Consider the following 26,140-nt stretch of genomic DNA (forward strand, 5'->3'; position numbering starts at 1 on the left):
GGAGTGTTCAGTGATGACAAGAAAAATAGGAATTACAGATACAATTTTACGGGATGCTCATCAATCTTTGATGGCAACCCGTATGCGAATTGAAGATATGCTCCCTGTTTTAGATCAATTAGACGAAGCAGGATTTACTTCACTTGAATGTTGGGGTGGAGCTACATTTGATTCGTGTATTCGTTTTTTAGATGAAGACCCTTGGGACAGACTTCGTACCTTAAAAAAACATTTAAAGAAAACACCTCTTCAAATGTTATTGCGCGGACAAAATATTTTGGGATATCGTCACTATGCCGATGATGTCGTAGAAAAATTTGTCGAAAAATCAGCAGAAAACGGGATTGATATTTTCAGAATTTTCGATGCGCTAAATGATGTTCGTAACTTAGAAGCAGCACTGAATACAGTGAAAAAAACGGGTAAAGAAGCGCAAATGACAATCTGCTATACGATTAGTGATGCGCATACGATTGACTATTACAAAGAGCTAGCAGCAAAAATGCAAGAAATGGGTGCAGATTCTATCTGTGTAAAAGACATGGCCGGAATCTTGACCCCAGCTAGAGGGATTGAGCTAGTTCGTGCATTAAAAGAAGTGATTACTGTTCCTATCGTCGTGCACACTCACTGCACAAGCGGAATCGCACAACTTACTTATCAAGCAGTGATTGAAGCTGGTGCAGACCGCATTGACACAGCTCTTTCACCACTCAGTGAAGGAACTAGTCAACCGCCTACGGAATCGTTAGTGATTGCACTTCGTGAATTAGGTTATGATATTACTGTCGATTTGGAAAAATTAGAACCAATCGCTGACCACTTCAGAGTGATTAAAGATAAATACATTAAAGATGGAACACTTAATCCAAAAATGTTAACACCGGACCCACGTGCGCTGTTATATCAAGTGCCTGGCGGAATGTTATCAAATATGTATTCTCAATTAACTCAAGCAGGTGCAACGGATAAATATGAAGAGGTATTAAAAGAAGTGCCTAAAGTAAGAGCAGACCTTGGATATCCACCACTAGTAACGCCAATGAGCCAGATGGTGGGAACGCAAGCAACGATGAATGTTCTTACAGGCCAACGCTACAAAGTGGTTTCAAACGAAGTAAAAGCCTATTTGCTTGGTTCTTATGGTCAATCACCAGTACCAATTCAAGAAAGCTTCAGAAAATCTATCATTGGTGATCAAGAAGTCATTACAGATCGACCAGCGAACCACTTGCCACCTGAATTCGAAACACTTAAAGCGGAGCTCGGAGATTTAGCAAGAAGTGACGAAGATGTCTTAACTTACGCACTCTTCCCTAAAGTTGGTAAAGAATTCTTGCTCAAGAAGAATGGACAATGGCAAAAACCATCAGAAGTCGTGAAAATTTTCGCGTCGGTAAAGTGAGGAGAGAGTTATGCAGTTAAGTTTATTAGAAATCTTATGGATCACAATTGTTTCAATGGGAATTGTGTTTGTGATGTTGACGATTCTAATGTTCCTCATGCAAGGAAGCTCTAAAATTATTCAAATATTGGAAGCAAAGAGCCATCCTACAGCTGGTGTGGTAGGGAATCCAGTAAATATGGCGACCGAAACACCGAAAGATAATGGAACACTATTTGAAACGAATAAACTTGCTCAAGTTGCCGCATTAGTCGCTTTAACGAAAGCAAGTGCGGATGTACCAGACAAGCACTTTGAGATTGTATCGATTGAAAAGAAGGTGGACTAAATGAAAAAATATGAAGTAGAAGTAAATGGCGAAACATTTATCGTCTCACTAAAAGAAATTTCAAATGAAGAAACAGCACAAAAATTAGCGGCTGCTCCAGCTCCTGCACCTAGTGCTCCAGTGGAAGAAAAGAAAGCTGCTCCAGCTCCAACAGGAGAAGGTGAAGTAGTGCCAGCTCCAATGGCAGGGATTGTATTATCGGTCAATAAAAATGTCGGTGATGCAGTGAAAAAAGGAGATATACTTGTGATTTTAGAAGCCATGAAGATGGAAAATGAAATCCTTGCTCCTTGTGACGGTGTTGTGAAAGCAATTCATGTATCAAGTAATGAATCTGTCGAATCGAACCAACCACTCTTAACGATTTAGGAGGCGATGGTTTATGGAAGTCATTCAACAGTTGATTGAAACGAGCGGGCTCTATAACCTAACGATTCAAAATGTCATTATGTTAATTATTGCCTGCGTGTTTCTATATCTAGGGATTAAACGAGGGTATGAGCCATACTTAATGGTTCCGATTGCTTTCGGGATGCTCCTTGTAAACTTACCTTTAGCTGGATTAATGGATGCCCCTACAGAAAATGGTCCTGGTGGACTCTTGTATTACTTATATCAAGGAACAAACCTTGGTATTTATCCGCCGTTGATTTTCCTTTGCTTAGGTGCGTCAACCGACTTTGGACCGCTACTAGCTAATCCAAAAACAATCTTGCTTGGTGGTGCAGCTCAATTCGGTATTTTCGTTGCATTCTTCCTTTCAGTAATGTGGGGAATGACACCGCAAGAAGCTGCTTCAGTAGGAATTATCGGGGGGGCGGATGGACCAACAGCCTTGTTCTTAACAACAAGACTTGCACCGCACTTATTACCAGCAATCGCCTTAGCAGCATACTCGTATATGGCGCTTGTGCCAATTATTCAACCGCCAATTATCCGTGCGCTCACAACGAAGAAAGAACGTCTTGTGAAGATGACAGAAAACCGTAAAGTGAGTGAAACGGAAAAAATTCTTTTCCCAATCATCGTTACGATTTTCGTCAGCTTATTAGTACCAAGTGCAACACCATTAGTAGGGTGCTTAATGCTCGGTAACTTAATTAAAGAAATTAAGGTAGTACCAAACATTACTAAAGTTCTACAAAATGCAATGATGTACGGGGTTACCATTATTTTAGGATTAACCGTTGGGGCGAAAGCAACAGGGGAATTATTCTTATCGGTATCGACTCTTAAAATTACTTTATTAGGGTTAATCGCTTTTGCAGCCGGTACTGCGGCAGGGGTTATTATGGGTAAAGTCATGTACAAATTATCTGGTGGTAAGATCAATCCAATGATTGGTGCTGCAGGAGTATCTGCCGTACCAATGGCCGCTCGTGTTGTACAAAAAGAAGGACAAAGAGAAGACCCAAGTAATTATTTATTAATGCACGCAATGGGACCAAACGTAGCAGGCGTTATCGGTAGTGCGATTGCGGCAGGAGTATTACTCGCATTCTTCTCATAATAGAAGCACTCCTTTCAAACAAAAAAAGAAGAAGAGAAATCTTCTTCTTTTTTTTTGCGTAGTTTGGAATGAGGTGGTGAAGATGGAAGAGACAGTTGGGCGCATCCGGGCAGTTTTTAAATCGATGCTAGAAGAGCGTAAAGTTTCTCCTAATGCAGTGCTAGATGTGGGGATTACTATCAAAAATGGGAAGAAGCAGTGCCAATTTTGTGGGAATACCAATCCGTTGGAATTTGCGAAAGGACCTTGTATCAATTGTACAGGAGGTGAATGTTGGTATTGCTTGAAGTGCATCGCAATGGGAAAGGTGAAGGAGTGTAGTGTCATAATTGCAACACCTGAAGAAGAGCAGCCTTTTCTAAGAAGAGAAGAAGAATTAGCGCACTATAAACATATCCTGAGTGCTAAACAGGAGCAGCTCTCTTTGGTGTGTTTGGCTGTCGTAAAGCAAACAGGATTTCGCGAGCACCTTCTTTGGGCAGTGACAGGTTCAGGGAAAACGGAGATGATTTTTGCAAGCATCGAATGGATGTTACAACAAGGAAAGAGAGTCGCTATTGCAGCACCAAGAATTGATGTATGTGTGGAGTTAGCTCCTCGTTTGAAGGAAGCTTTCCCAACAGTTGAACAAAACGTCTTGCACTCGCAGTCGGAGGAAGGGTACAAGAGAGTGCCTCTCACGATTGCGACGACGCACCAGATGTTACGGTTTTACCGAGCGTTTGATTTAGTGGTGATTGATGAGACGGACTCGTTTCCGTATCGGGATAATGAATTACTGATTAGAGCAGTTCATCGGGCAGTGAAAGAGGATGGGTGCTTGCTATATTTAACGGCGACACCATCCCGGACGCTAGAAAACAGAATCAAACGAAAGGAGTTGTCGGTTTCCTTACTACCGGAGCGTTATCACAAGAAACCACTAGTAGTACCAACGATAAGTTATATCGGGGATTTAGATAAAAGATTACGAAAGAAGAAAGTGCCAAAACCTATGCAGCAGTTTATAGAGGAACATGTTAAAGCAGGGAAACGATTTTTGTTATTTGTACCACGAATTACACTTCTTAATCCGATAGAAGTAGCACTTAGACGACAGTTTCCAAATGCAAAATTCGAGACGGTTAGTTCTAAAGAAATATATCGTCAAAAGAGAATTGCGCAAATGAGAGCAGGGGAGCTCGATTTTCTTGTGACGACAACCATTTTAGAGCGAGGAGTGACTTTCCCAGGAGTCGATGTTTGTGTCGTCAATGCGCACGAAGAGGAATTTTCAAGAGAAGTACTCGTGCAAATCGCAGGACGCGTTGGACGGACCGCAGAATGCCCGACAGGAGATGTTGTGTATTTTCATAATGGGAAAACAAAAGCGATGATACAGGCGGTTAGGGAAATCGAAGACTTAAATCAACAAGCGCTTCGATGGAGGGAGCACGAATGAAATGTTTATGGTGCGGAGAAGAAGTTGAAAGAGCGCAGCCTATACTCTCATTTTTACTGGGAGCAAATAGAAAGTGCATCTGCGTCAATTGTGAGCATCCGTTCATGAAATTAAAACAGCATCCAACTTGCCTAGAGTGTGGACGGCTGACGACGAAAGTCGAAGTTTGTCTGGATTGTCAAAAATGGCATCAAGTAAAAGAAGCAGTACTTTTAAAGAATACTTCCTTATATGCTTATGACGAGGCGGGACGAAAGTTTATGGAGTTATTCAAATTTGTAGGAGATACAAGAGTGATGACGTTGGTGCTAAAGGAGTTAAGACAAGAGTTGCTCAAGTATCAAAAGAGGGGATTCGTTATTTGTCCATTACCGTCATCTAGTGCAAGTCTAAAAAAGAGAGAATTCGAGACGATCCCAACTTTACTGGAAGAGTGCCGTGTACCAACTTTTACACTGTTAGAACATATAGGAAGTGGAAAGAAGCAATCGGAGAAGACAAGGCAGGAACGTCTGCAACTAAAGCAACCTTTTAAGATAAGAGAGGGTGTCATGATTCCAACGAAGGTTTTGCTAGTGGATGATGTTTATACAACTGGCGCAACTTTACATCTTGCCGCAAAAGCATTAACGGAAATGGGTGTTGAAGAAGTGGAGTCTCTGACGTTATTTAGATAGTAGAATTATTTAAAACAGTTTATATAATTAAACATGTGAGAGAAAGTAAAAAATATTGTATATGTAATAATGATTGTGCTAAAAAAGGATATAGCATTTCATTTTTTGAATCCAATGTAATAGGAGATTAGTGTTTGTTTATATGTAAGTGAGAATGAGAACTACCGTGTTTCAGTATTTATGGATAAAAATTCCGATACTGAGAATTTAATGAGTGGTGGATACAGCTGGTCTCCGGATTTAGAAAATTTTGTTAAGGAAGAGAATTATAAATATAGCGATTTATTGAATAAAATGATTATTGAGAAAGAATGTGACTCATTGTTGATTTAAATAATTACTATTAGTGTGTTCTAGAAAAGTAATAAAAGTACATTCTGTATACTTCGTGGAGTGATTCATGATGAAATGGATTTAGACGAATATGTTATTGAAAATCCTAAAAATAAGAATCTTAGAGTATTATTTTAACGTTTGAAGGTCGATTAGAAAAAGGTGTTACTAATGGCTATTAGAAATTGGGGGGATATTGCTACTAAAAAAGTATATAGTAGCCACATAAAGACAAGAAATATTGAAAGCGATTCATTTAAGTAGTATAATTTTCTTTGAGGTGAGAAAATATGCACAATAATCTACTGAAAAAAACGGGACATGGAATGGTTAAAGTGGGTATACTTTTGACTGTTGTTTTGGTAATATTTACTTTTATGGCTTATAAGGGAGTCGCCTTTGCTAGTGAAAAAGAATTATCTGATAATTCTACAGTAAAGAATAGTGCAAACTACACCTTGCTGGCCGAAGGAATTCATAAAGTAACTTTTGATAAGAATAGCTCCTTTATTGATATTGAGAAATATGAACCTCAAAATTGGGGGACGGTGGTTGTTGAACATAATAAATCGATTGAAAAGGACGACCTTAATAAAGGCATTCGTCCAACTGAGACGGAAGTTGGAGATACAATGCCCTGGGATCCGCCATCAATTCTGATGAGTAAGCTATTAGGCCGAGCCTATTTTGTCTATAGATTCATGGGATGGAATACTAAGCCAGATGGCAGCGGAGAGGAATTCACCCAATATACCATCGTTACTGAGGATATGACGGTTTATGGGACATGGATGAAGGATATTATGGCTTATGACGGAATTGTACCTGATTTTAAATATGCGTATTATCGTTTTGAAAGCGTCACTCTAGGAAAGCAATTGCCGGAAGAGGTGAATAAGTTACTCCCAGTCGATAATCACTGGTATAGAAAGGGAGATATTGCTAAGGCTAAGCCGGTGTATGAGGATAAAGTGGAGAGTGATGATGGAATTTGGAGCTTTTTAGGCTATACTTTTAATTCAATAGTGTTTGATGAAACGGATGTTACGTTTGTCGGTCAATGGAAATATAAGGCAAACGAATATAGTGTGTCTTATGAGTTCAAGAGTGGGACACCTGGTAAGTCTCTACCAGATTCGGTTAATACTTTATTGCCAAAAGACATGAATAAATATGTTACGACAGATAAAGTACAGGCAATCCATCCAAGTGAAACGAAAATTGAGGATCCAGTATTAGATGGTGTGTGGACGTTCCAAGGTTATGATGAAGAAACAAAAATAATCAATAAAGCAGATGTAAGTTTTATTGGAGAATGGACTTTTGAGAAGAGAACAGCATCAACTACGCAGGAGAGCACGACACAGGAAACAACAGAGGAACTGTCTCAAGAAACGACGGTTAATAATCCACCTAAAGATGAAGAGTTGCCTAATACGGGGACAGCATCTTCGTTAATAGGAGTAGGGAGTGCTTTGATGTTATCTGGTATGGCAATCGTTAAATTAAAGAAAAAGGAATAAAATCTTATATTCAAATAGATTTGGTAGACAGTATCATATTTTTTATAAAATGAATATGAAGGGAATTAAGCGATGGTTTGTTGCTTAATTCCTTTTTTATGAAGTAAATAGGATGTGACACTAACTTTAAGATACAGAGTGGAGCTTTTCTTAAACCTAGTACTTATTAGAATGAAAGTATTGTAGAGTTAGATTGATTATAAAAGTATCAGAATTCAAATGAAAAGTGTCATTGTATCAAAATAGTCAGATTAATAGATGATGTTTATACAACCGGCGCAACAATCCACCTTGCCGCAAAAGCATTAATGGAAACAGGAGTTGAAGAAGTAGAATCTCTGACATTATTTAGATAAAAAAGTGTATCATGCATGATACGTATCATACATGATACAAAACCGATCGATAAAACAGTCCAAGCAGATTTCTGCTTGGGCTGTTGGATTCTACCTAGTCATTTTTAGAATCTTGTAGTGACATATTGGTCAAGAGCGAGGAGAGCATTTGCGACATCTTCGGCAGTATAGTCAACAACCATTTGGTGGATGGTTTCGCCTTCTTGTGTTGCAAGAGATCCAATCTTGAGTAAGTCTTCATATGGCACAGAATCCAATTTCACTTCTTTCAGCGTTGTTGGTAAGCCGAGTGCTTTGTAGAAAGTGATGTATTTATCGAGTTCTTCTTTTGGACGATTTTCTAATAATAGTTGTGTTAATGTACCATAAGCGACTTTTTCACCGTGAGTAAGAGAATGAATATCTCCATGAATTGCAGTGAATCCGTTATGGATGGCATGAGCAGCTGCTAGACCAGCAGATTCAAAACCGATACCGCTGAGTAGTGTGTTGGCTTCGATAACGGCTTCTAAAGCTGGAGTAACTACTTTTGCATTTGCCGCAGCTACAGCTTGTAGACCATTTTCGAATAAAGTACTTTCGCAGACGCGAGCGATAGCTGCTGCCGCAATCGTTGACATTTGACCGACCATTGTGCCTCCTTGTGCTTCAATGACTGCACGAGCCTCAACCCAAGTAGCAAGCGCATCAGCAATTCCTGAGATTAATAAACGAACTGGAGCATTGGCAATGACTTTTGTATCGACTAATACTAATTCTGGATTTTTCTTGTAGAAACGATAGCGTTTAAACATGCCTTCTGCTGAATAAATAACAGAGAGGGCAGAAGTTGGAGCATCCGTTGAAGCAATTGTTGGTAAAATCGCTACCGGACAATTTGAATCATCCGCAATCGCTTTGGCTGTATCGATAGATTTACCACCGCCTAAGCCGATGACAACATTCAATTGATGTTCCTTCACGACTTCAGCAACGCGGCGCACTTCATCATTGGTGGCTTCACCATGGAAGATTTCACGATGAACAAATGCGCCTTCTTTCACGAGGTTTTCTTCCAGTTCTTTACCGACTAAATCATAAACGATAGGGTCGCAAAGAAGGAGATGTCGATCCCCTAGAGCCAACACGTGAGAAAGACCAGTTTTAAGAACATCTTTCCCTTGAACATAACGAGACGGACTAGCAAATACTTTTTCCATAAGTATAACTCCTTCATTTTTTTGTTTACAATTTCACTATATCGTTGAGAACGATTTCTGTCAATGGAGATTCTGTGTAGTTTTAACTAGGAATCTGAGACTTTCTAGAAAGGGGAAAATCATTACTGGGGATGAGGAGAATTTTGGGATAGGCGATTCTTGTTGGGAATGATTCTAATTTTCAATTCTTTATGATTTTTCATCTAATGAAAACAAAATATATCCTAAGAAAAGTCCTCAAAAAGACTGTTTTTCCTTAACAATTCTTAATGAAAGAATTGTTGAAAACGGTTGTAAAAGCCCTATTCATGCTTTATAATAAAACTATAGAAATCAAACGAAGCAATTCCTAAGAGTGGTCCTTAGGATATTTCTTCAAATCTGGTTTTCCAGATGAAAGGGGAGAGTATTATGTTTAAATATAATATCCGTGGAGAAAATATTGAGGTCACAGAAGCGATTCGTCAATACGCAGAAAAGAAAATTAGCAAACTTGAAAAGTATTTTACTGACGTAGCTAATGCGACTGCATACGTTAACTTGAAAGTCTACACTGAAAAGACTGCAAAAGTTGAGGTAACAATTCCACTTCCTTATTTAGTTCTACGCGCTGAGGAAACTTCAATTGATTTATATGGAAGCATTGACTTAGTAGTAGACAAACTGGAAAGACAAGTTCGTAAGCATAAAACAAAAATCAATCGTAAATCTCGTGAAAAAGGATTCGATATTGTGTTACCAACGCTTCCAGAAGCTCCAGAAGAAGAGGAAACAGGATTAGAAATCGTTCGTACGAAACGAATTGATTTAAAACCAATGGATAGTGAAGAAGCTGTACTACAAATGAATATGTTGGGACATAATTTCTTTATCTATCAAGATGCTGAAACGAACGAAACAAACATTGTTTACCGTCGTAAAGATGGAAAATATGGTTTGATTGAAACAAATTAATAAAAAAATCAGGTGACTTTGAAAAAAGTCACCTTTTTTTGCTTTCTTAATTAGCTAAACAATGGTAAAATAAACAAGATGCAATAGGTATAGGTACCAATTTGTAGGACTTTATGAGTTTTAAAATATTCACCATCTACATACTTCAAGATAAGGACGATGGATGAGGATAAAAAAGGAGTTAATTAAATGGCAAATTTTTTGAGACAGTTAGTTGAAAATGATAAGCGCGAATTACGCCGTTTAGGGAAATTAGCGGACAAAGTAATTGCGTTAGAATCTCAAATGGCTGCATTAGAAGATGCTGATTTTCCAGTGAAAACTGAAGAATTTAAGGAGAGATATGCTAAAGGGGAAACTTTAGATGCTCTTATTCCTGAAGCTTTTGCGCTTGTTCGTGAAGGGGCAAAACGTGTTCTTGGATTATTCCCATATAAAGTTCAAATCATGGGTGGAATCACACTTCATGATGGGAACATTGCAGAGATGCGTACTGGGGAAGGGAAAACTTTAACAGCGACAATGCCAGTATATTTAAATGCACTATCTGGTGAAGGTGTCCATGTTGTTACTGTTAACGAATATTTAGCAAGTCGTGACGCTCGTGAGATGGGTGAATTATATAATTTCTTAGGATTAACTGTAGGATTGAACTTAACAGGCATGTCCTCAGAAGAAAAACGTGCCGCTTATGCTGCAGATATCACATATAGTACAAACAGTGAACTAGGATTTGACTATCTACGTGATAACATGGTGGTTTATAAATCCCAAATGGTACAACGTTCATTAAACTACGCAGTTGTCGATGAGACAGACTCAATCTTAATTGACGAAGCGCGTACACCATTAATTATTTCAGGACAAGCTGAAAAATCAACTGTGTTATATCAACGTGCAGATATGTTTGTTAAAGGGTTGAAAGAGGAAGAAGACTACACAATCGACTTAACTTCTAAAACAATCTCATTAACAGACGAAGGGATTAATAAAGCGGAACAAACATTCCGATTACCAAACCTTTATGATGTCGATAACTCAGCGCTTGTTCATCATATTGACCAAGCTTTACGTGCGAACTACATTATGTTACGCGACATCGACTATGTGGTGGATGAAGGTAAAGTTAAAATCGTTGATGGATTTACGGGACGTATCATGGAAGGGCGTCGTTACTCAGATGGCCTTCACCAAGCGATTGAAGCTAAAGAAGGCGTTGAAGTTGAAAACGAATCTAAGACAATGGCAACAATCACTTACCAAAATTACTTCCGTATGTATCGTAAATTGTCAGGAATGACAGGAACTGCTAAAACGGAAGAAGAAGAATTCAGAGAAATCTACAACATGAACGTTATTGCGATTCCAACAAACCGACCAATTCAGCGTATTGACGGACAAGACTTAATTTATCCATCTCTACGTAGTAAATTTAGAGCGGTTGTTAAAGACATTAAACAACGTCATGAAGTTGGACAACCTATCCTTGTGGGGACTGTTGCGGTTGAAACAAGTGAATTGATTTCGAACTTACTTCGCGCAGAAGGAATTCCTCACGAAGTCCTAAATGCGAAAAACCACTTTAAAGAAGCAGAAATTATCATGTCAGCTGGTCAACGTGGTGCGGTTACGATTGCAACAAACATGGCCGGACGTGGTACTGACATTAAGCTTGGTAAAGGTGTAAAAGAACTAGGTGGACTTTGTGTAATCGGTACAGAACGTCACGAAAGCCGTCGTATTGATAACCAATTACGTGGACGTAGTGGACGTCAAGGGGATCCAGGTGCTACACAATTCTACCTTTCATTAGAAGACGACTTAATGAAACGTTTCGGTGGAGAAAAGATGCAAGCTATCTGGGAACGTCTAAACTTAACAGATGAAGAGGATGATAACTTCATCCAAAGTAAGATGTTAACCAAACAAGTGGAGTCTTCACAAAAACGTGTTGAAGGAAATAACTACGATACACGTAAAAGTGTCTTAGAGTACGATGAAGTAATGCGTGAACAACGTGAAATCATCTACTCTCAACGTTTACAAATTATCAATGAAGAGAAATCTCTTGAGAATGTAACAAAAGGTATGATTCGTCGTACTATCCACCGTGTAGTGGAAAGCCATACTTTAGCGGATCAAAAAGAATGGAATTTAGAAGGCTTAGTAGACTTTGCACACAATGCAATTTGTGCGCCAGACGAAATTTCGTTAAGTGATTTTGAAGGAAAAACAGCTGCAGAGATTGAAGAAATCTTGAATGAAAAAGCCTTAGAAATCTATAAAGAAAAACAAGAGCAATTGAACGGTGACGATCAAATGCTTGAGTTCGAAAAAGTGGTTATTTTACGTGTGGTTGACCGTAAATGGACTGACCACATTGATGATATGGACCAATTACGTCAAAGTGTTGGATTACGTGGATATGCACAAATCGACCCATTAACGGAATACCAAACTGAAGGGTACGAACGATTCCAACAAATGATTGCTGAAATCGACTATGATGTGACACGTATCTTGATGAAATCTCAAATTCGTCAAAACTTACAACGTGAACAAGTACAAGGAGTTCGTAGTGTAGTGGCAACAGGTCACGATAGAACTTCTGACGACGATTCTGAAGAAGATTAATAAATGAGAGACGGCGAAGCATTTCGCCGTTTTCTTTTAGAAAGAGGTCAATATGGAAATTAGTGAAATTAGAAATGCACTTGAAGCCATGAATGAGCAAATTATCAGCTATAGGAGGTCTCTTTGACTTAGATCGCCTAGAAGAAGATATCGCTGCTTACGAGCAGGAAATGTCAGAACCATCTTTTTGGAACGATAGTGAAAAGGCCAATCAAATTATTCAAAAAAATAATGAATTGAAGTCGATTTATGATACTTTCCATAAAATGGAATTAGCTCATGAAGAAACAAGTTTATTATTTGAAATGTATAAAGAAGAGCCAGATGAAGAAGTGCATGCGGAAATCGTTGAGGCGATTCAGTCTCTTGAAAAAGACTTACAACAGTACGAATTAAGTATGTTACTGAACGGTCCACATGATAAGAACAGTGCTATCTTAGAAATTCACCCAGGAGCTGGGGGGACAGAATCGCAAGACTGGGGAAGTATGCTTCTTCGTATGTATATGCGATGGGCTGAAAAGCATGGCTACAGAGTCGAAACAGTGGACTACCAAGACGGGGATGAAGCTGGGATTAAATCTGTTACCTTATCGATTGAAGGTTTGAATGCATACGGGTACTTACGCTCTGAAAAAGGAGTGCATCGACTCGTTCGTATTTCACCGTTTGATGCAGCTGGGAAACGTCATACATCATTCTGTTCAGTGGATGTCGTTCCGCAAATGGATGGAGATATTGATATTGAAATTAATCCAGATGATTTAAAAATTGATGTGTATCGTGCCAGCGGTGCCGGTGGACAACATATTAATAAGACGTCTTCTGCGGTACGTATTACGCATATTCCAACTGGAATCGTGACGCAGAGTCAGGCGCAACGTTCTCAATTTAAAAATAGAGACCAAGCGATGGCGATGCTGAAGGCGAAATTATTCCAATTAGAAGAAGAGAAGAAGGCGGCAGAATTGGCAGCTATCCGTGGAGAGCAAAAAGATATCGCCTGGGGTTCTCAAATTCGAAATTATGTTTTCCACCCCTATTCAATGGTAAAAGACTTACGTTCTGGATATGAGACAGGAAATATTGGTGCGGTGATGGATGGAGACTTAGATCCGTTTATGGATGCGTACTTAAAATGGACGCTTGAGGAAACGAAAGCAACTGAAGAATAATAGTAGAGAAACACCTAGTGAGAGCTGGGTGTTTTACTGTTGGAAGGCAAATTGTTTTAAGTTCGTTTTAATTAGGTGGATTATTATAAGAAGGAATCTTCCATATCTTGAGTAAATGACTTTCTTGAGGGGATGAGTTCATACTGCTAATAGGGAGAAAAGTATTGTCTTATAAGTATGTAATATTATGCACTGAGCAATGCTTACACCCAAATCCTTCGCACTGTGAAGGATTTTGCACGGCTGTCCCAGCCGCTTACGGTATTCCGGCCCAACGTTCCATTTCTGAACGCGATGGCTCGTATCCTGAGTAGTTGAACTCGGGCTCACAGGACTGACGTCCACTTCCCGGATTCGTCTGCAGAACGTTTCACGTTCCTTGCGTCGCTCCGGTCCAGTGTTTCAGTCCTAAGCGTTCGCCCTCGTATCCTTAATTTAATATTTCTGTAATCTTATGTGAAGGTGTTGTAATATTAGGGTGCTATAATGGTGAAGATTAAAAAATCGTAGGATTAGAAAGCTGGTGAGTTTATGATTGAAATGATGAATGTAACTAAGAAATATAGTAAAGGAATTACTGCTATTAATAATTTATCAATCCAAATTAAAGATGGAGATTTTGTTTATGTAGTAGGGCCTTCTGGTGCAGGGAAATCAACTTTCATAAAAATGATGTATCGTGAAGAAAAAGCGACAAAGGGTAGAATTCGTGTGGGAAAATATGATTTGATGAAGATTAAAGATCGTCAGATTCCATTCTTACGCCGTTATGTTGGTGTCGTTTTCCAAGATTTTAAACTTTTACAAAATAAAACAGTTTATGAAAATGTGGCATATGCGATGGAAGTAATTGAAAAATCTCCGCGCGAAATTAAACGCCGCGTAGACGAAGTGTTAGAATTAGTAAATTTAAAACACCGTATGAATAACTTCCCAAATGAATTATCTGGTGGGGAACAACAACGTGTAGCAATTGCTCGAGCAATTGTGAATACTCCGGGGATTTTAATTGCTGATGAGCCTACAGGAAACCTAGATCCGGATACATCTATGGAGATTATGGATATTTTAGAAAGAATTAATGAACAAGGAACTACAATTGTGATGGCGACTCATAATAGTCAAATCGTAAACGAGAAAAAACATCGAGTTTTAGCCATTGAAAGTGGACAAATTGTTCGTGACCAAGAACAGGGGGAATACGGATATGAAGATTAGAACGATGGGTCGTCATATACGTGACGCCTTCAAGAGTCTTTTCAGAAACGGATTAATGACATTTGGTTCGGTTTCTGCGGTATCAATGATTCTTTTAATCGTTGGTGTGTTTGTTTCATTATTATTTAATGTGAACAAAATTGGATCAGATATTGAAAATGACGTTAATGTTCGTGTATATATTGATTTGGCAGCAGATCAGGAAAAGACAGATCAATTAGAAGCGAAAATTAAAGAATTAGCGGATGTAGAATCTGTAACATTCCGTTCAAAAGATGAAGAATTAGAAGATGTAACAAAGAGCTTTGCTGAAGAATTTTCATTGTTTAAAAATGATGGAAATCCACTTCGTAATGCTTTTGACGTAAAAGCAAAAGAACCTCAAAAAACAAGCGCAGTTGCTAAAGCTATCGAAGGAATGGATTACGTAGCTCGTGTTCGTTATGGTGAGGCTCGTGCGGATAATTTATTTCGAATTATTGCTACAGCTCGAAACATCGGTGCTGTAATTATTGTGGGGCTATTAGCTTTAGCAATGTTTTTAATTTCTAATACGATTCGTTCAACAATCTATTTAAGAAAAACGGAAATTGAGATTATGCGTTTGGTCGGAGCTACAAAAGCTTATATTCGCTGGCCTTTCTTCATTGAAGGTGGGATGATTGGGTTACTGGGTTCTATTATTCCAATCGGATTAGTGTGGTCAATCTATCTATGGGTTTATAAGGGTGGATCAGACTTTTTCTCAGGTTCAAGTTTTAGCTTACTTGATCCAAATCCATTCTTATTTTATGTCTCATTGGCCATGGTTGCTATCGGTGTAACAATCGGAGCATTTGGCTCTATTCTTTCAATGAGAAGATTTTTAAAAAAATAACTAGTGTGAAAAAGATGGGCGTTATACGTTCGTCTTTTTTGTTAGGATAAGAAGTTGGAACGTGAGAAGTTGTGCTCGAAAAATTAGGAAAAGAACTTGCGGACGTAATTCATTATACGATTGCTATTGCAGGAGTAAACGGAATTGATTTAGAGAAAGTTATCTTAGAAAAAGACTTAAGTGCGGCTATTAAATATCAACATTCAACGAACTTGATGGAGTACATAGCTCAAACAGCAAAAAACGACTAGTTTAAAGCAAGAAAACACTTGCTTTACGAGTGTGTTTAGAGTACGATAGGACATGGAAAAGTAAGTGAAATGATGGGTACAGAAAGTTCTGATTGCTGAGAAAGAACCCCCGCTCTTTAACTGAACCTACCAAACGAAGTGATTATGAAAATAATCCGGTGAAATCATCGTTATCAATGTTAAAGAGACATTTACAAAGTAAGTGTAATTAAGGTGGTACCGCGAGTCATTCGTCCTTTTTAGGGGAGTGGCTTTTTTTTATTTCACAAAAAACGAAAAGGAGCTAAGCAGATGGCAGAAAAAACAAACTTACAAAGAGAAGATTTTTCTAAATGGTATATTCAAACCATTCAAAAAGCAGATTTAATGGACTATTCACCAGTGCGTGGATGTATGATTTTCAAACCAGACGGATATGAAATCTGGGAACATATTCAAGAGGAATTTAACCGTCGTTTTAAAGAAGAAGGCATTCGTAATGCATACTTCCCAATGTTAATTCCAGAAAGCTTCTTCACAAAAGAAGCAGACCATATTGAAGGATTCGCGCCTGAATTACCATGGGTGACAGAAGCAGCTGGCGAAAAATTAGAAGAACGTTTAGCACTACGTCCAACAAGTGAAACAATGATTGGAACAGCTTTTTCAAACTGGATTAATTCATACCGTGATCTTCCATATGAAATTAACCAATGGGCAAATGTATTCCGTTGGGAAAAGAAAACTTTACCATTCTTACGTACTTCAGAATTCTTATGGCAAGAAGGACATACAGCGCATGCAGATGAAGAAGATGCACGTCGCAGAACAATGAAGATGTTAGAAGTCTATAAAGAAGTCGTAGAAAGCGTATTAGCAGTGCCAGTTTACGAAGGTCAAAAAACTCCTTCAGAGCGTTTCGCAGGGGCAGTGGATACTTACTCCATCGAAGCGATGATGAAAGACGGGAAAGCCGTTCAAGCGGGAACTTCTCACTACATGGGAACAAAATTCGCTGAAGCGTTTGACATCAAATATTTAACAAAAGAAAATGAACATGTATACGCTCATACAACTTCATGGGGAGTATCTACTCGTTTAATCGGTTCATTAATTATGACTCATGGGGACGAACAAGGGTTAGTATTACCTCCAAAAGTGGCTCCAACACAAGTAGTCTTAATCCCTGTTGGACCATGGAAGAAAAATCCAGCTATCTTAGAAAAATTAGAAGAGCTTCAAAAAGAATTGAAAGCTGCTGGATTACGCGTGAAAATCGATGACACTGACAACTCACCAGGATTCAAATTCAATGAGTGGGAATTACGTGGTGTCCCAATGCGTATCGAATGCGGACCTCGCGACTTAGAAAACAATCAAGTGATGACAAAAATGCGTGACTTAGATGAAAAAGTAGCAGTTGGATTCGATAGTTTAGTAGATACAATTTTATCTGAATTAGAAAAAATGCAAGTTCGTATGTTAGAAACAGCTCGTGCGATGCGTGCGTCTAACGAATATACAAACATTGATACTTTGGATGAGTTGAAAGCTCATATCGAAGCAAAACGCGAAGCTGGCGAAGTACCAGGTTGGGTATTAGTTGGTTGGGATGGAACAGAAGAAAGTGAAGCAAAAATTAAAGAAGAAACAGGCTTTACAACTCGTAACATTCCATTTAACGCTCCAGTGAAAAAAGAAAAATGTATCGTTACTGGCAAACCAGCTGTGCATACAGTTTGGATTGCACGTGCATATTAATAGGAATGAATTTTAATTGGTAGGGGGACCAGATTATGAAAATGAATAAAGCGATTCAGGAGTTTGTAAATAGTGCGATTGAATCAGGGTATGTATCAAAAGAGGATCGTAGTTATTTATTAAATCGCGTGCTTTATTTAGTGGGAGAAGAATCTTTTGAGGCTTGTAAAGAAATCGATCAACCATCTCTATTAGAAGCAATGGCGAATGTAGTGGAGGCATCTGTTGAAGCTGGGAGGATTACAGATGACGCTGAAGAACGCGACTGGCTTGAACAAGAGTTAATGAACCTTGTGATTCCAAAACCTTCAGAATTGAACCGTCTATTCTGGAACAAATATGAAGAAGGACCTAAAGTTGCTACAGACGCGTTTTATAAAATGGCGCTTGATTTGAACTTAATTAAGGTCAATGATATCGCTAAAAACATTTCTTTTAACGGAGAAACAGAGTATGGCGATTTAGAAATCACGATTAATTTATCAAAACCCGAAAAAACAAAAGAAGAAATCATCAAGGCGGCGCAATCGAAGGATTTCAATTATCCTGCCAACCGTTTATGTTTTGAAAATGTAGGTTACCATGGTCGTATCAACTGGCCAGGTCGTGCTAACCACCGTATTGTCGGCATGGAACTTGGTGGAGAGTCTTGGGGCTACCACTATTCTCCATATGCTTACTATTCAGAGCATGCCATCTTCTTGTCAGAAAACTTAGAACCAATGAAAGTGGATGAGGGAGCCTTTAGCCGACTTCTTGAAATCGTGACACAATTCCCACATTATTTTGTAGGGTCAAACGCAGGACTTCCAATTGTTGGAGGATCGATTTTAAGTCATAACCACTATCAAGGGGGACGTTACGTATTCCCAATGAACCGTGCTAAAGTCTTGGAAACTGGAATTTCTAAGAAGTTTGATACCGTTGAAATCGAACGTCTATACTGGCCACTTTCTGCGCTTCGTCTTCGCGGAAATAATCATGAGGAAGTATTTGAAGTGGCAGTTGATATCTTAAAAGCATGGGAAAACTACGAAAACAAAGATCTTGAAATCTTACGTGAATCAAACGGCGAACCGCATAACGCAATTACTCCAATCGTGCGCCGTCAAGGAGATGCGTATGAGTTTGATTTAGTATTACGTAACAACCGCGCTACTGCAGAGTTTCCAGATGGAATTTTCCACCCACATGCGGATGTACAACATATTAAGAAAGAAAATATTGGTTTAATTGAAGTAATGGGGCTTGCGATTTTACCGCCACGTCTTGAAAGTGAACTTGGTGAAGTAAGAGACTATCTCGTTGGAGAAGCACCTCTTGAAGCAGTTGCAGAAATTCACCAAGAATGGGCGAAAGAATTAAAAGCACAAGCACCGACAAAAGAAACTGTAGACGCATTTTTACAAAAAGCGGTGAGTGCAAAATTCTGCCGCGTGTTAGAATATGCAGGCGTCTTTAAACAAACAAAAGAAGGTCAAGAAGCATTCAGCGCCTTCATGCATGAATTTACGAAATAGTTAGAAAGGAAGTGCCGTATGACAATCCTCGCACTAGATACATCGAATAAGACATTATCGGTCGCTGTAGAACTGACAGACGGTACCATGATTGAACAAACGATTGAGAACACGTTGCAACATAGTGTTCTCCTTGTGCCAACTATCGAAGCCATTTTTGAAGAAGCCGGCATTACAGCAAAAGATTTAACGAAGGTTATTGTTGCTGAAGGACCCGGTTCTTATACGGGACTTCGAATTGGCGTTACCGTTGCTAAAACACTCGCAAAGAGTCTGGGGATTCCACTTGTTGGCGTCTCCAGTCTCGATGTCTTTTTACCCGACCTTGCTTCAAAAGTAGAAGTAGGAAAAATCGTTGTACCGTTTTTTGATGCTAGACGTCGAAATATTTTCGCGGTAGGCTATCAAAAAACTGAAGAAGGGTTTAAAAAGGTGATTCCAGAGCAACATATTTCATGGGATGATTTCTTGAAAGTGTTGCCGAAATTTGCAGCGGGAGTGACTTTTGTAGGGCAATTACAGTCGATTACAAAAGAGGAAATCGTAGAAAAAGGAGCGAGTGAGGCGAAGTGGCTTGAAGGGCATGACGCTATCCCTCATGCAACGTCACTTATCGAATTAGGAAGAAATAAGGAAGCTGTTGACGTGGACGTCTTTGTCCCAATGTACTTGAAACTGGCAGAAGCAGAAGAGAATTGGCAAGCTGAGCATCCTTTAGAAAAGGGGTCAGTGTATGTGGAACGAGTTTAAAGAACACTTCATTCAGTGGTTTGAAAAAATCAAAGCATTGTTTCTAGAAGGGTCGCAACCAAAAGAACCGATTCGCAATCAATTTGAAAATTTCGAAAAAAGAGTAATTCTTGGAAATGGGGCGCAAGCCAAAATTCGAATTGGAATTCCAGAAGATGCCCCTCGTATTTTTGAAGTGGAAAAAGCTGCATACAACGGTGCGTCTCCATGGGCCAAAGAGATTCTTGAAAAAGATGTTACCTATAATTCTGATGCTATTTATATCGTACTGGAAGTGGAAAAGGAAATCGTTGGTTTTATCGGAGCGAGAACGACAGAGAATACGGATTTACATATTACAAATGTAGCTGTACTACACGATTATCGTTTTTTAAATGTAGCTACATTATTGTTAAAGGCAATTGAAAAAATTGCGAGAGCTCTCGATAAAAAAGAAATTACTTTGGAAGCTCGAGTGTCGAATACTAAAGCGATTCATTTATATAGAAAGAATGGCTATAGTGTTGTGGGAACGAAGGAAAATTATTATACTCCTGAAAATGAGGATGCTGTAGAAATGCTCTATACATTACCACCAAAAACGCCATCTTCCTTCCATTCGTCAGAGTACTCTTTTACAAGACTTCAACCAGCTGATTTGGCAATGGCTGAGGCATTAGTTGAGTTAGTGCAAGAAAATTATGAGCATCCCAATCATTGGAGCGCAGAGAGTTTCCTTGCGGATTTGGAAAATCCAGCAAACACGTATTACGGAGTATGGATGCAACGTCAATTAGTTGGTTTCCTTGGAGTCCAAGCGGTACTTGATGAAGCGACGATAACGAATATCGTAATTGCTAAAGACTATCAAGGCAAAGGACTCGCACAACGTTTATGGCAAATGGCTTTATATGACTTGAAACAAAAGGACATTCAAGTTGTCTTTTTAGAGGTACGCCAGAGTAATAAACGTGCTCAATATTTATATGAAATTCTTGGATTCGAAGCCTTCCATACGAGAAGAGAATATTATAGTGATCCAGTAGAAGATGCGATTGAATATCGCTTAGAAATTGAACAAAGATAGGAGGAACAATATGAAAGAAACATTGATTCTAGCAATTGAAAGTAGTTGTGATGAGACAAGTGCAGCCGTGATTCAAAACGGAAATACCATCCTTTCAAATATTGTCGCCTCTCAAATTAAAAGTCATATGCGTTTTGGCGGGGTTGTGCCAGAGATTGCCAGCCGCCATCACGTCGAACAAATCACACAGGTTATTGACGAAGCCCTTGCTAAAGCAGGCAAAACTTTGGATGATATAGATGCCATTGCGGTGACATATGGTCCAGGACTTGTGGGAGCTCTTCTCATTGGGATTTCTGCAGCAAAAGCCTTGGCATTAGCTAGTGGAAAACCACTGATTGCAGTGAATCACATGGCAGGACATATTTACGCGAACCAACTTGTGGAACCTTTGCAATTTCCACTAATGGCGCTTGTGGTGAGTGGTGGACATACGGAACTTGTGTATATGCCAGAAGATGGGGAGTTCCAGATTATCGGAGAAACTAGAGATGATGCGGCAGGGGAAGCATACGATAAGATTGGTCGTATTTTAAACTTGCCCTATCCTGGTGGAAAGAAAATGGACGAATTGGCTCATTTGGGTCAAGATACTTACGAATTTCCGCGTGCAATGATTCATGAAGACCATTATGATTTTAGTTTTAGCGGATTGAAATCAGCGGTCATCAATCGTGTCCATAATGCAAAACAAAAAGGGGAAGAGATAGTTCCTGAAGATTTGGCTGCCAGTTTCCAAGCTAGTGTAGTAGAAGTTTTAGTCGAAAAAACAAGACGAGCGCTTAAAGCTTATCCTGTGAAACAATTTGTGTTAGCAGGAGGGGTAGCAGCGAACAAAGGACTTCGTACAGCGATGACACAGATGATGGAAGAGGTATATCCAGAAGTTACTTTCTCTATCCCACCATTGTCACTTTGTGGGGATAATGCGGCGATGATTGGTGCTGCTGCACATACTAAATACATGCAAAAGGACTTTGCGAAAATGGATTTGAATGCTGTCCCAGGGCTAGAATTAGGGGAAGAATAAAACTATTGCAAATTCAATTTGAGCATGGTATTATATTCGTGTTGCATTATGCATGCGAAAATAAATAACTCTGGATTAGCAAATAATTCAGGGCAGGAGGAATAGAAATGAAACAAGGAATTCACCCAGAATATCATCCAGTAGTGTTCATGGATACAACTACAGGATTCAAATTCTTATCAGGTTCAACAAAGACTTCAAGTGAAACTGTTGTATGGGAAGACGGTAACGAATACCCATTACTACGTGTGGAAATCACTTCTGATTCTCACCCATTCTACACAGGTCGTCAAAAATTCACTCAAGCAGACGGACGTGTGGATCGTTTCAACAAAAAATACGGTCTCAAATAAGAACTTTACAAACTCTCTCACTTCGAGAGAGTTTTTTTGTACGCTCAATATATTTAGTTGCCACCAAGGGCGGCGATTATGGTTTAAACAGGAGAAGTTTGAAAAAGAGAATTCTTATTATCAGCCATTGTTTATTGAAACAAAATAGCGGGATACCGGAGAAAGCCTTGAAGTCTTTCTCCTTCAAAGCCTCAAACAAGCCGTAATGGATAAAATCCATAACGGCTTTTAATTCGCATTCGATAGTTTTTCCCGCTATGGTTTCAATAAATGTTTGATAAGCGAATTCTCTTTTTAGCTTTTTGGCGGAATACCATAATCGCCTTCTTGGCTTAAAACTCTACTCGAGGAGAGAGTTTATAAAGTTCTATTCTCGATAAAGGAACAAGGGAGAAGGGATGAGGTTTGTGCGTTTCATAAAAAGCAGATGTAACATTTTTGTTACGTAACATAATTGTTACATCTTGCTTATGAAGTGAGAGTGAAAATTAACAGATATGTTGTTTTGAGGGATAAAAAAACAGCCTTGCTGAATGCAAAGCTGTTTGAAAGTTTATTTATAAGTGTCTTCAAGTTTTGACATAAATGCACCTAACCATGTTCCAAATCCTAACATGACAACGCAAGCAAGATATTGAACGATGTCAAATCCAGCGTAATTTGTTGGGACAATCATGACGGTTGATGCAAGTACGATACCGAAAATGAAGTGGAATAATTGTGGATAAGCTTTTTTGAAGATGTAATGAACCATTTTTGAGAAGAGTGCTAGTGTTACTAAGCCACCAAGAGCGATGGGAAGAATCACACTCATATCTAATGTTTTGAAACCATCTGACATTTGTTTGTACATACCCATGTATACAATAAAGTTAGATGGGCTAAGGCCAGGAACAATAATTCCAAGAGCAATTAATCCTCCAGCAATCATCCAAGTGAAGAAGTTGGCCTCAATGCTTCCTTCAATTGCGGTATTCCCTAAGTATAAAAGAATAGTTCCGCCAATAAATGAAGCGATTAAAATGATAATCTCGCGAGTACTACGACCTTCTTTTCCTGCTTCTTTCCAAAGAGCAGGGATGGTACCGACAATACATCCGATGAAGAACCAAAGAATAATTGTTTCAAAGTTTCCTAATAAATAGCTGACTCCAAATGAAAGTACGACAATCCCTGCAAGAGCTCCGATACCAACTGGCAAGAAGAAGAGAAAGTTCTTTTTGAAATCTTTTGTGACATTGGCAAGGAAACTAATCATGCGTTCATATAATCCGAAGATAGCCGCAAGCGCACCTCCACTAACTCCAGGAAGAATAAATCCTGAACCGATGAACATTCCTTTGAGGAATCGTAAAAACCAGTCATTTTTCTTTTGTTTATCTAATTGATGTTGCGTAGATCTTTGTTCCATAATACCTCCAAAAAAATTACTATGTCTTCTATTATACTGCAATTTGATGGATGAGCAAGTATTGTTAAGCTTCTTTTAGAAAACTTACCATTCATTGCGCAGGTATTTATTTTTTGTTATACTTGAATGTAGGAGTTTTGAAGTTTTTTGACTTTAAAGTTCACTTAATTCAAATGTGAAAGGAGTTGGATAGATGAAAATTGCTGTCGTTACAGATAGTACAGCTTATTTAACGAAAGAAGAATTGGCCGAGCTAAATGTATATGTGATGCCGTTGTCTGTTATTTTTGGACAAGAGACGTATCGTGAAGATATAGATATTTCATCTGAAGAATTTTATACAAAAGTAAAATCTTCTTCAATCTTTCCAACGAGTACACAACCACCAGTAGGAGAAACTTACGAATTATTCCGCGAACTTGCAAAAGATTATGATGCTATTATTCCTATTACTATTTCTAGCGGAATTAGTGGGACATATCAAACTTGTGTGGCTGTGGCCGATGACATGAAAGATGAAGTGCCGATTTATCCAATTGATTCAGGGATTAGTTGTGCGCCTCAAGCAAGAGCTGTAAAATTAGCAGCGGTAATGGCAAAATCTGGAGATTATTCTCCTTCAGAAATTGTAGAAACTGTTCAACGATTAATTGATCGTACGACAGCCTACTTTATCGTTGATGATTTAAGCAATTTACAACGCGGTGGACGTCTATCTGCAGGGGCTGCATTAGTGGGCTCTATGTTGAAAATCAAGCCAATCTTGACATTTGTCGATAAAAAAATTGTTCCTTTCGAGAAAATTCGTACACAACAAAAAGCGATGAAACGAATTGAGCAATTATTTGCAGATGAAACAGGAACGACGGATGGAGATGGCTATGAATTAGTCATTATTCATGCAAATGCTCCAGAAGCTGGTGAAGCGTGGAGACAAAAAATGCAAGAACAATATCCTAAATTACGAACATCTTTAGCCTATTTTGGTCCAGTTGTTGGAACTCACCTTGGTGAAGGGGCTTTAGGCTTCTCTTGGGATATCGTACAAGAAAAAAATTTATAAGATAATATTTAGAGGGAGCAGGAGATTCTGCTTCCTTTTTTCGTATCTGTTGTTGAGGTGATAGATATGAATATCGTTAGAACCAAAACAGGAGAGTTGATTCATGCCACACAAATTAAAGAAGATGAAGCCTATTTTTGCCCGGAATGCGGAGAAGAGGTAACAAAGAAGATTTCTAGAAATGGAGTCGTGTTTTTTGCACATGTTCCAAAGAAACATAGGCAGGAGGAAACACAGGCACATCGAGAAGGAAAGCACCTATTGCAAGAGAGTCTCAAGAGTCATGGTTTTCATGCTGAGTTAGAGCCGTATGTGTCGTCTATTGAACAGATTCCGGATATCGTCGTCACAGAAGGCAGGAATTCTTGGTGCATCGAGTATCAATGTAGTGTAATTCCGCCTGATGATATTATAGAGCGGACTAAACATTTAGGTGAAATTGGAATGTCGGTTCAGTGGATTTTAGGGGAGAATTATGAGAGTCAGAATAAATTGACAGATACCTTTTGTTATTTAATGAAATATCACCCGCAATTAGGTAATTATTTGATTTTTTTTGTGAAGGGGGAGATGATTTTTCATACGCGAATTAAGATAAAACCTCGATCTCAGCAGATGACGTATCAAATAGTACGGGTACCGCTCTTATCGTTCTCGTGGAAAAAGTGGAAGAAGCTTGTCGAAGATTCTATTCCTGTAAAAGCACACTTAAAACCCGATGGAGAGATGAAATGGACGTCAAGGGATACAATGCTTTTTAAGAAATTAGCGTCTCCACTCACGAGGGCATTTCTCGTAAAGTTATACCGGTGCCGTCAAACCATAGAAGATCTTCCAAATTCTTTCTTAACGTTTCCAATTTATACGGAGACGTTTAAGGTGCCTAATCTTGTGTGGAAGGGGCATGCATGGATACTGTTGGAACAAATGGCTTTTGGTGGGGATGTTGAAATGATGGATTTTATGGAAAGAGTGAAAGAAGTCTGGCGACCATTCTTGCGCCCAGTCTCGAATCCAGAAAGTCAGATGGAGGCTTGCATTTGGGAGTTCATAGACGAGATATTGGCTGATAAAAAAATAAAAATTGCTTATCCAAAATCAAAAATGAACCGTTTGCAAAACAATGGTAATTTTGGTAAAATATTCATGAGTGTAGAAGGATGAAGAGGCAAATAGAGATAATTATGGTAACTGTATATCCAATTGTTTAATCCTTTCAACTATATTTGCAAAAAGGCATCTATAGGCATAATTATTTGATGAAGATTTGTCATCATCCTCCTATCTGGGGCTATGGAAAAACCATGGCCCCTTCCTAGTTTGCTA

Annotated in this window: 23 protein-coding genes and 1 other annotated feature; of the genes, 21 read left to right on the top strand and 2 right to left on the bottom strand. The window is 38.8% G+C overall.

Annotated elements, in window-relative coordinates:
* Positions 1-13 precede the first annotated feature (13 nt).
* The 7 genes from ACO5V7_RS02560 to ACO5V7_RS02590 all read left to right on the top strand — a co-directional run bounded on the left by ACO5V7_RS02560 (position 14) and on the right by ACO5V7_RS02590 (position 7,217).
* On the top strand, positions 14-1,405 hold the full coding sequence (locus tag ACO5V7_RS02560; protein ID WP_485484920.1) for an oxaloacetate decarboxylase subunit alpha: 1,392 nt from the start codon (positions 14-16) through the stop codon (positions 1,403-1,405).
* Between the two features lie 10 nt (positions 1,406-1,415).
* Positions 1,416-1,733 (top strand): OadG family protein, encoded by a 318-nt coding sequence (locus ACO5V7_RS02565; RefSeq protein WP_485484921.1) that lies wholly within the window; start codon positions 1,416-1,418, stop codon positions 1,731-1,733.
* Positions 1,734-2,102, top strand: a complete 369-nt coding sequence (locus tag ACO5V7_RS02570) for a biotin/lipoyl-containing protein (protein WP_485484922.1) — start codon at positions 1,734-1,736, stop codon at positions 2,100-2,102.
* Between the two features lie 13 nt (positions 2,103-2,115).
* Complete coding sequence (locus tag ACO5V7_RS02575) at positions 2,116-3,243, top strand: sodium ion-translocating decarboxylase subunit beta (protein WP_298730427.1); 1,128 nt, start codon at positions 2,116-2,118, stop codon at positions 3,241-3,243.
* 82 nt (positions 3,244-3,325) lie between these two features.
* Positions 3,326-4,684: an ATP-dependent helicase ComFA gene (locus ACO5V7_RS02580; protein WP_485484923.1), complete on the top strand. Its 1,359-nt coding sequence runs from the start codon at positions 3,326-3,328 to the stop codon at positions 4,682-4,684.
* Positions 4,685-4,788: 104 nt separating this feature from the next.
* Positions 4,789-5,361: a ComF family protein gene (locus ACO5V7_RS02585; protein WP_485484924.1), complete on the top strand. Its 573-nt coding sequence runs from the start codon at positions 4,789-4,791 to the stop codon at positions 5,359-5,361.
* A 710-nt stretch (positions 5,362-6,071) separates the two neighbouring features.
* Positions 6,072-7,217, top strand: a complete 1,146-nt coding sequence (locus ACO5V7_RS02590; protein WP_485484925.1) for an SHIRT domain-containing protein — start codon at positions 6,072-6,074, stop codon at positions 7,215-7,217.
* 460 nt (positions 7,218-7,677) lie between these two features.
* On the opposite strand, the gene ACO5V7_RS02595 is transcribed toward ACO5V7_RS02590, so the two are convergent.
* Positions 7,678-8,772: a glycerol dehydrogenase gene (locus ACO5V7_RS02595; RefSeq protein ID WP_485484926.1), complete on the bottom strand. Its 1,095-nt coding sequence runs from the start codon at positions 8,770-8,772 to the stop codon at positions 7,678-7,680.
* Between the two features lie 411 nt (positions 8,773-9,183).
* Between ACO5V7_RS02595 and hpf the strand changes: the two genes are divergently transcribed.
* The 12 genes from hpf (at position 9,184) to ACO5V7_RS02655 (ending at position 22,340) form a co-directional block, all read left to right on the top strand.
* Positions 9,184-9,726, top strand: a complete 543-nt coding sequence (hpf, locus tag ACO5V7_RS02600; RefSeq protein ID WP_039848722.1) for a ribosome hibernation-promoting factor, HPF/YfiA family — start codon at positions 9,184-9,186, stop codon at positions 9,724-9,726.
* 189 nt (positions 9,727-9,915) lie between these two features.
* Entirely contained in the window at positions 9,916-12,360 is a 2,445-nt protein-coding gene (gene secA, locus ACO5V7_RS02605) for a preprotein translocase subunit SecA (RefSeq protein WP_485484927.1), read from the top strand.
* A gap of 52 nt (positions 12,361-12,412) precedes the next feature.
* Positions 12,413-13,535 (top strand): peptide chain release factor 2 gene (gene prfB / locus ACO5V7_RS02610; protein ID WP_485484928.1). Its coding sequence is split into 2 segments (ribosomal slippage): positions 12,413-12,472 and positions 12,474-13,535, totalling 1,122 coding nucleotides; the frame shifts between segments, so codons are not numbered across the junction.
* A gap of 531 nt (positions 13,536-14,066) precedes the next feature.
* Positions 14,067-14,753: a cell division ATP-binding protein FtsE gene (gene ftsE, locus ACO5V7_RS02615; RefSeq protein ID WP_298647771.1), complete on the top strand. Its 687-nt coding sequence runs from the start codon at positions 14,067-14,069 to the stop codon at positions 14,751-14,753.
* Positions 14,743-15,630 carry a permease-like cell division protein FtsX gene (gene ftsX / locus ACO5V7_RS02620; protein ID WP_298647774.1) on the top strand — a complete coding sequence of 296 codons (888 nt, stop codon included), beginning with the start codon at positions 14,743-14,745 and terminating at the stop codon, positions 15,628-15,630. The genes ftsE and ftsX overlap by 11 nt, the downstream gene beginning before the upstream one ends.
* Before the next feature lie 71 nt (positions 15,631-15,701).
* Positions 15,702-15,881 (top strand): nucleoside triphosphate pyrophosphohydrolase family protein, encoded by a 180-nt coding sequence (locus ACO5V7_RS02625; protein ID WP_298647777.1) that lies wholly within the window; start codon positions 15,702-15,704, stop codon positions 15,879-15,881.
* Between the two features lie 39 nt (positions 15,882-15,920).
* Positions 15,921-16,122: a binding site (T-box leader), on the top strand.
* Positions 16,123-16,172: 50 nt separating this feature from the next.
* Positions 16,173-17,621, top strand: a complete 1,449-nt coding sequence (proS, locus tag ACO5V7_RS02630; RefSeq protein ID WP_485484929.1) for a proline--tRNA ligase — start codon at positions 16,173-16,175, stop codon at positions 17,619-17,621.
* Positions 17,622-17,656: 35 nt separating this feature from the next.
* Positions 17,657-19,141, top strand: coding sequence for a UDP-glucose--hexose-1-phosphate uridylyltransferase (locus ACO5V7_RS02635; RefSeq protein WP_485484930.1), 1,485 nt, complete (start codon positions 17,657-17,659; stop codon positions 19,139-19,141).
* Positions 19,142-19,159: 18 nt separating this feature from the next.
* Complete coding sequence (tsaB, locus tag ACO5V7_RS02640) at positions 19,160-19,891, top strand: tRNA (adenosine(37)-N6)-threonylcarbamoyltransferase complex dimerization subunit type 1 TsaB (RefSeq protein WP_485484931.1); 732 nt, start codon at positions 19,160-19,162, stop codon at positions 19,889-19,891.
* Positions 19,875-20,957 (top strand): ribosomal protein S18-alanine N-acetyltransferase, encoded by a 1,083-nt coding sequence (gene rimI / locus ACO5V7_RS02645; protein WP_485484932.1) that lies wholly within the window; start codon positions 19,875-19,877, stop codon positions 20,955-20,957. The genes tsaB and rimI overlap by 17 nt, the downstream gene beginning before the upstream one ends.
* A 10-nt stretch (positions 20,958-20,967) precedes the next feature.
* Complete coding sequence (gene tsaD / locus ACO5V7_RS02650) at positions 20,968-21,987, top strand: tRNA (adenosine(37)-N6)-threonylcarbamoyltransferase complex transferase subunit TsaD (protein ID WP_485484933.1); 1,020 nt, start codon at positions 20,968-20,970, stop codon at positions 21,985-21,987.
* 107 nt (positions 21,988-22,094) lie between these two features.
* Positions 22,095-22,340, top strand: a complete 246-nt coding sequence (locus tag ACO5V7_RS02655) for a type B 50S ribosomal protein L31 (protein WP_049555830.1) — start codon at positions 22,095-22,097, stop codon at positions 22,338-22,340.
* 553 nt (positions 22,341-22,893) lie between these two features.
* Here the strand turns inward: ACO5V7_RS02655 and ACO5V7_RS02660 are convergent.
* Entirely contained in the window at positions 22,894-23,751 is an 858-nt protein-coding gene (locus ACO5V7_RS02660; RefSeq protein WP_485484934.1) for a DUF368 domain-containing protein, read from the bottom strand.
* A gap of 193 nt (positions 23,752-23,944) precedes the next feature.
* On the opposite strand from ACO5V7_RS02660, the gene ACO5V7_RS02665 reads away from it, so the two are divergent.
* Together ACO5V7_RS02665 and ACO5V7_RS02670 are read left to right on the top strand one after the other, a co-directional pair.
* On the top strand, positions 23,945-24,814 hold the full coding sequence (locus ACO5V7_RS02665; protein WP_485484935.1) for a DegV family protein: 870 nt from the start codon (positions 23,945-23,947) through the stop codon (positions 24,812-24,814).
* Between the two features lie 66 nt (positions 24,815-24,880).
* Positions 24,881-25,978, top strand: a complete 1,098-nt coding sequence (locus tag ACO5V7_RS02670; RefSeq protein WP_485484936.1) for a competence protein CoiA — start codon at positions 24,881-24,883, stop codon at positions 25,976-25,978.
* The last annotated feature ends 162 nt before the right edge of the window (positions 25,979-26,140 follow it).

The organism is Granulicatella sp. (assembly GCF_057274575.1).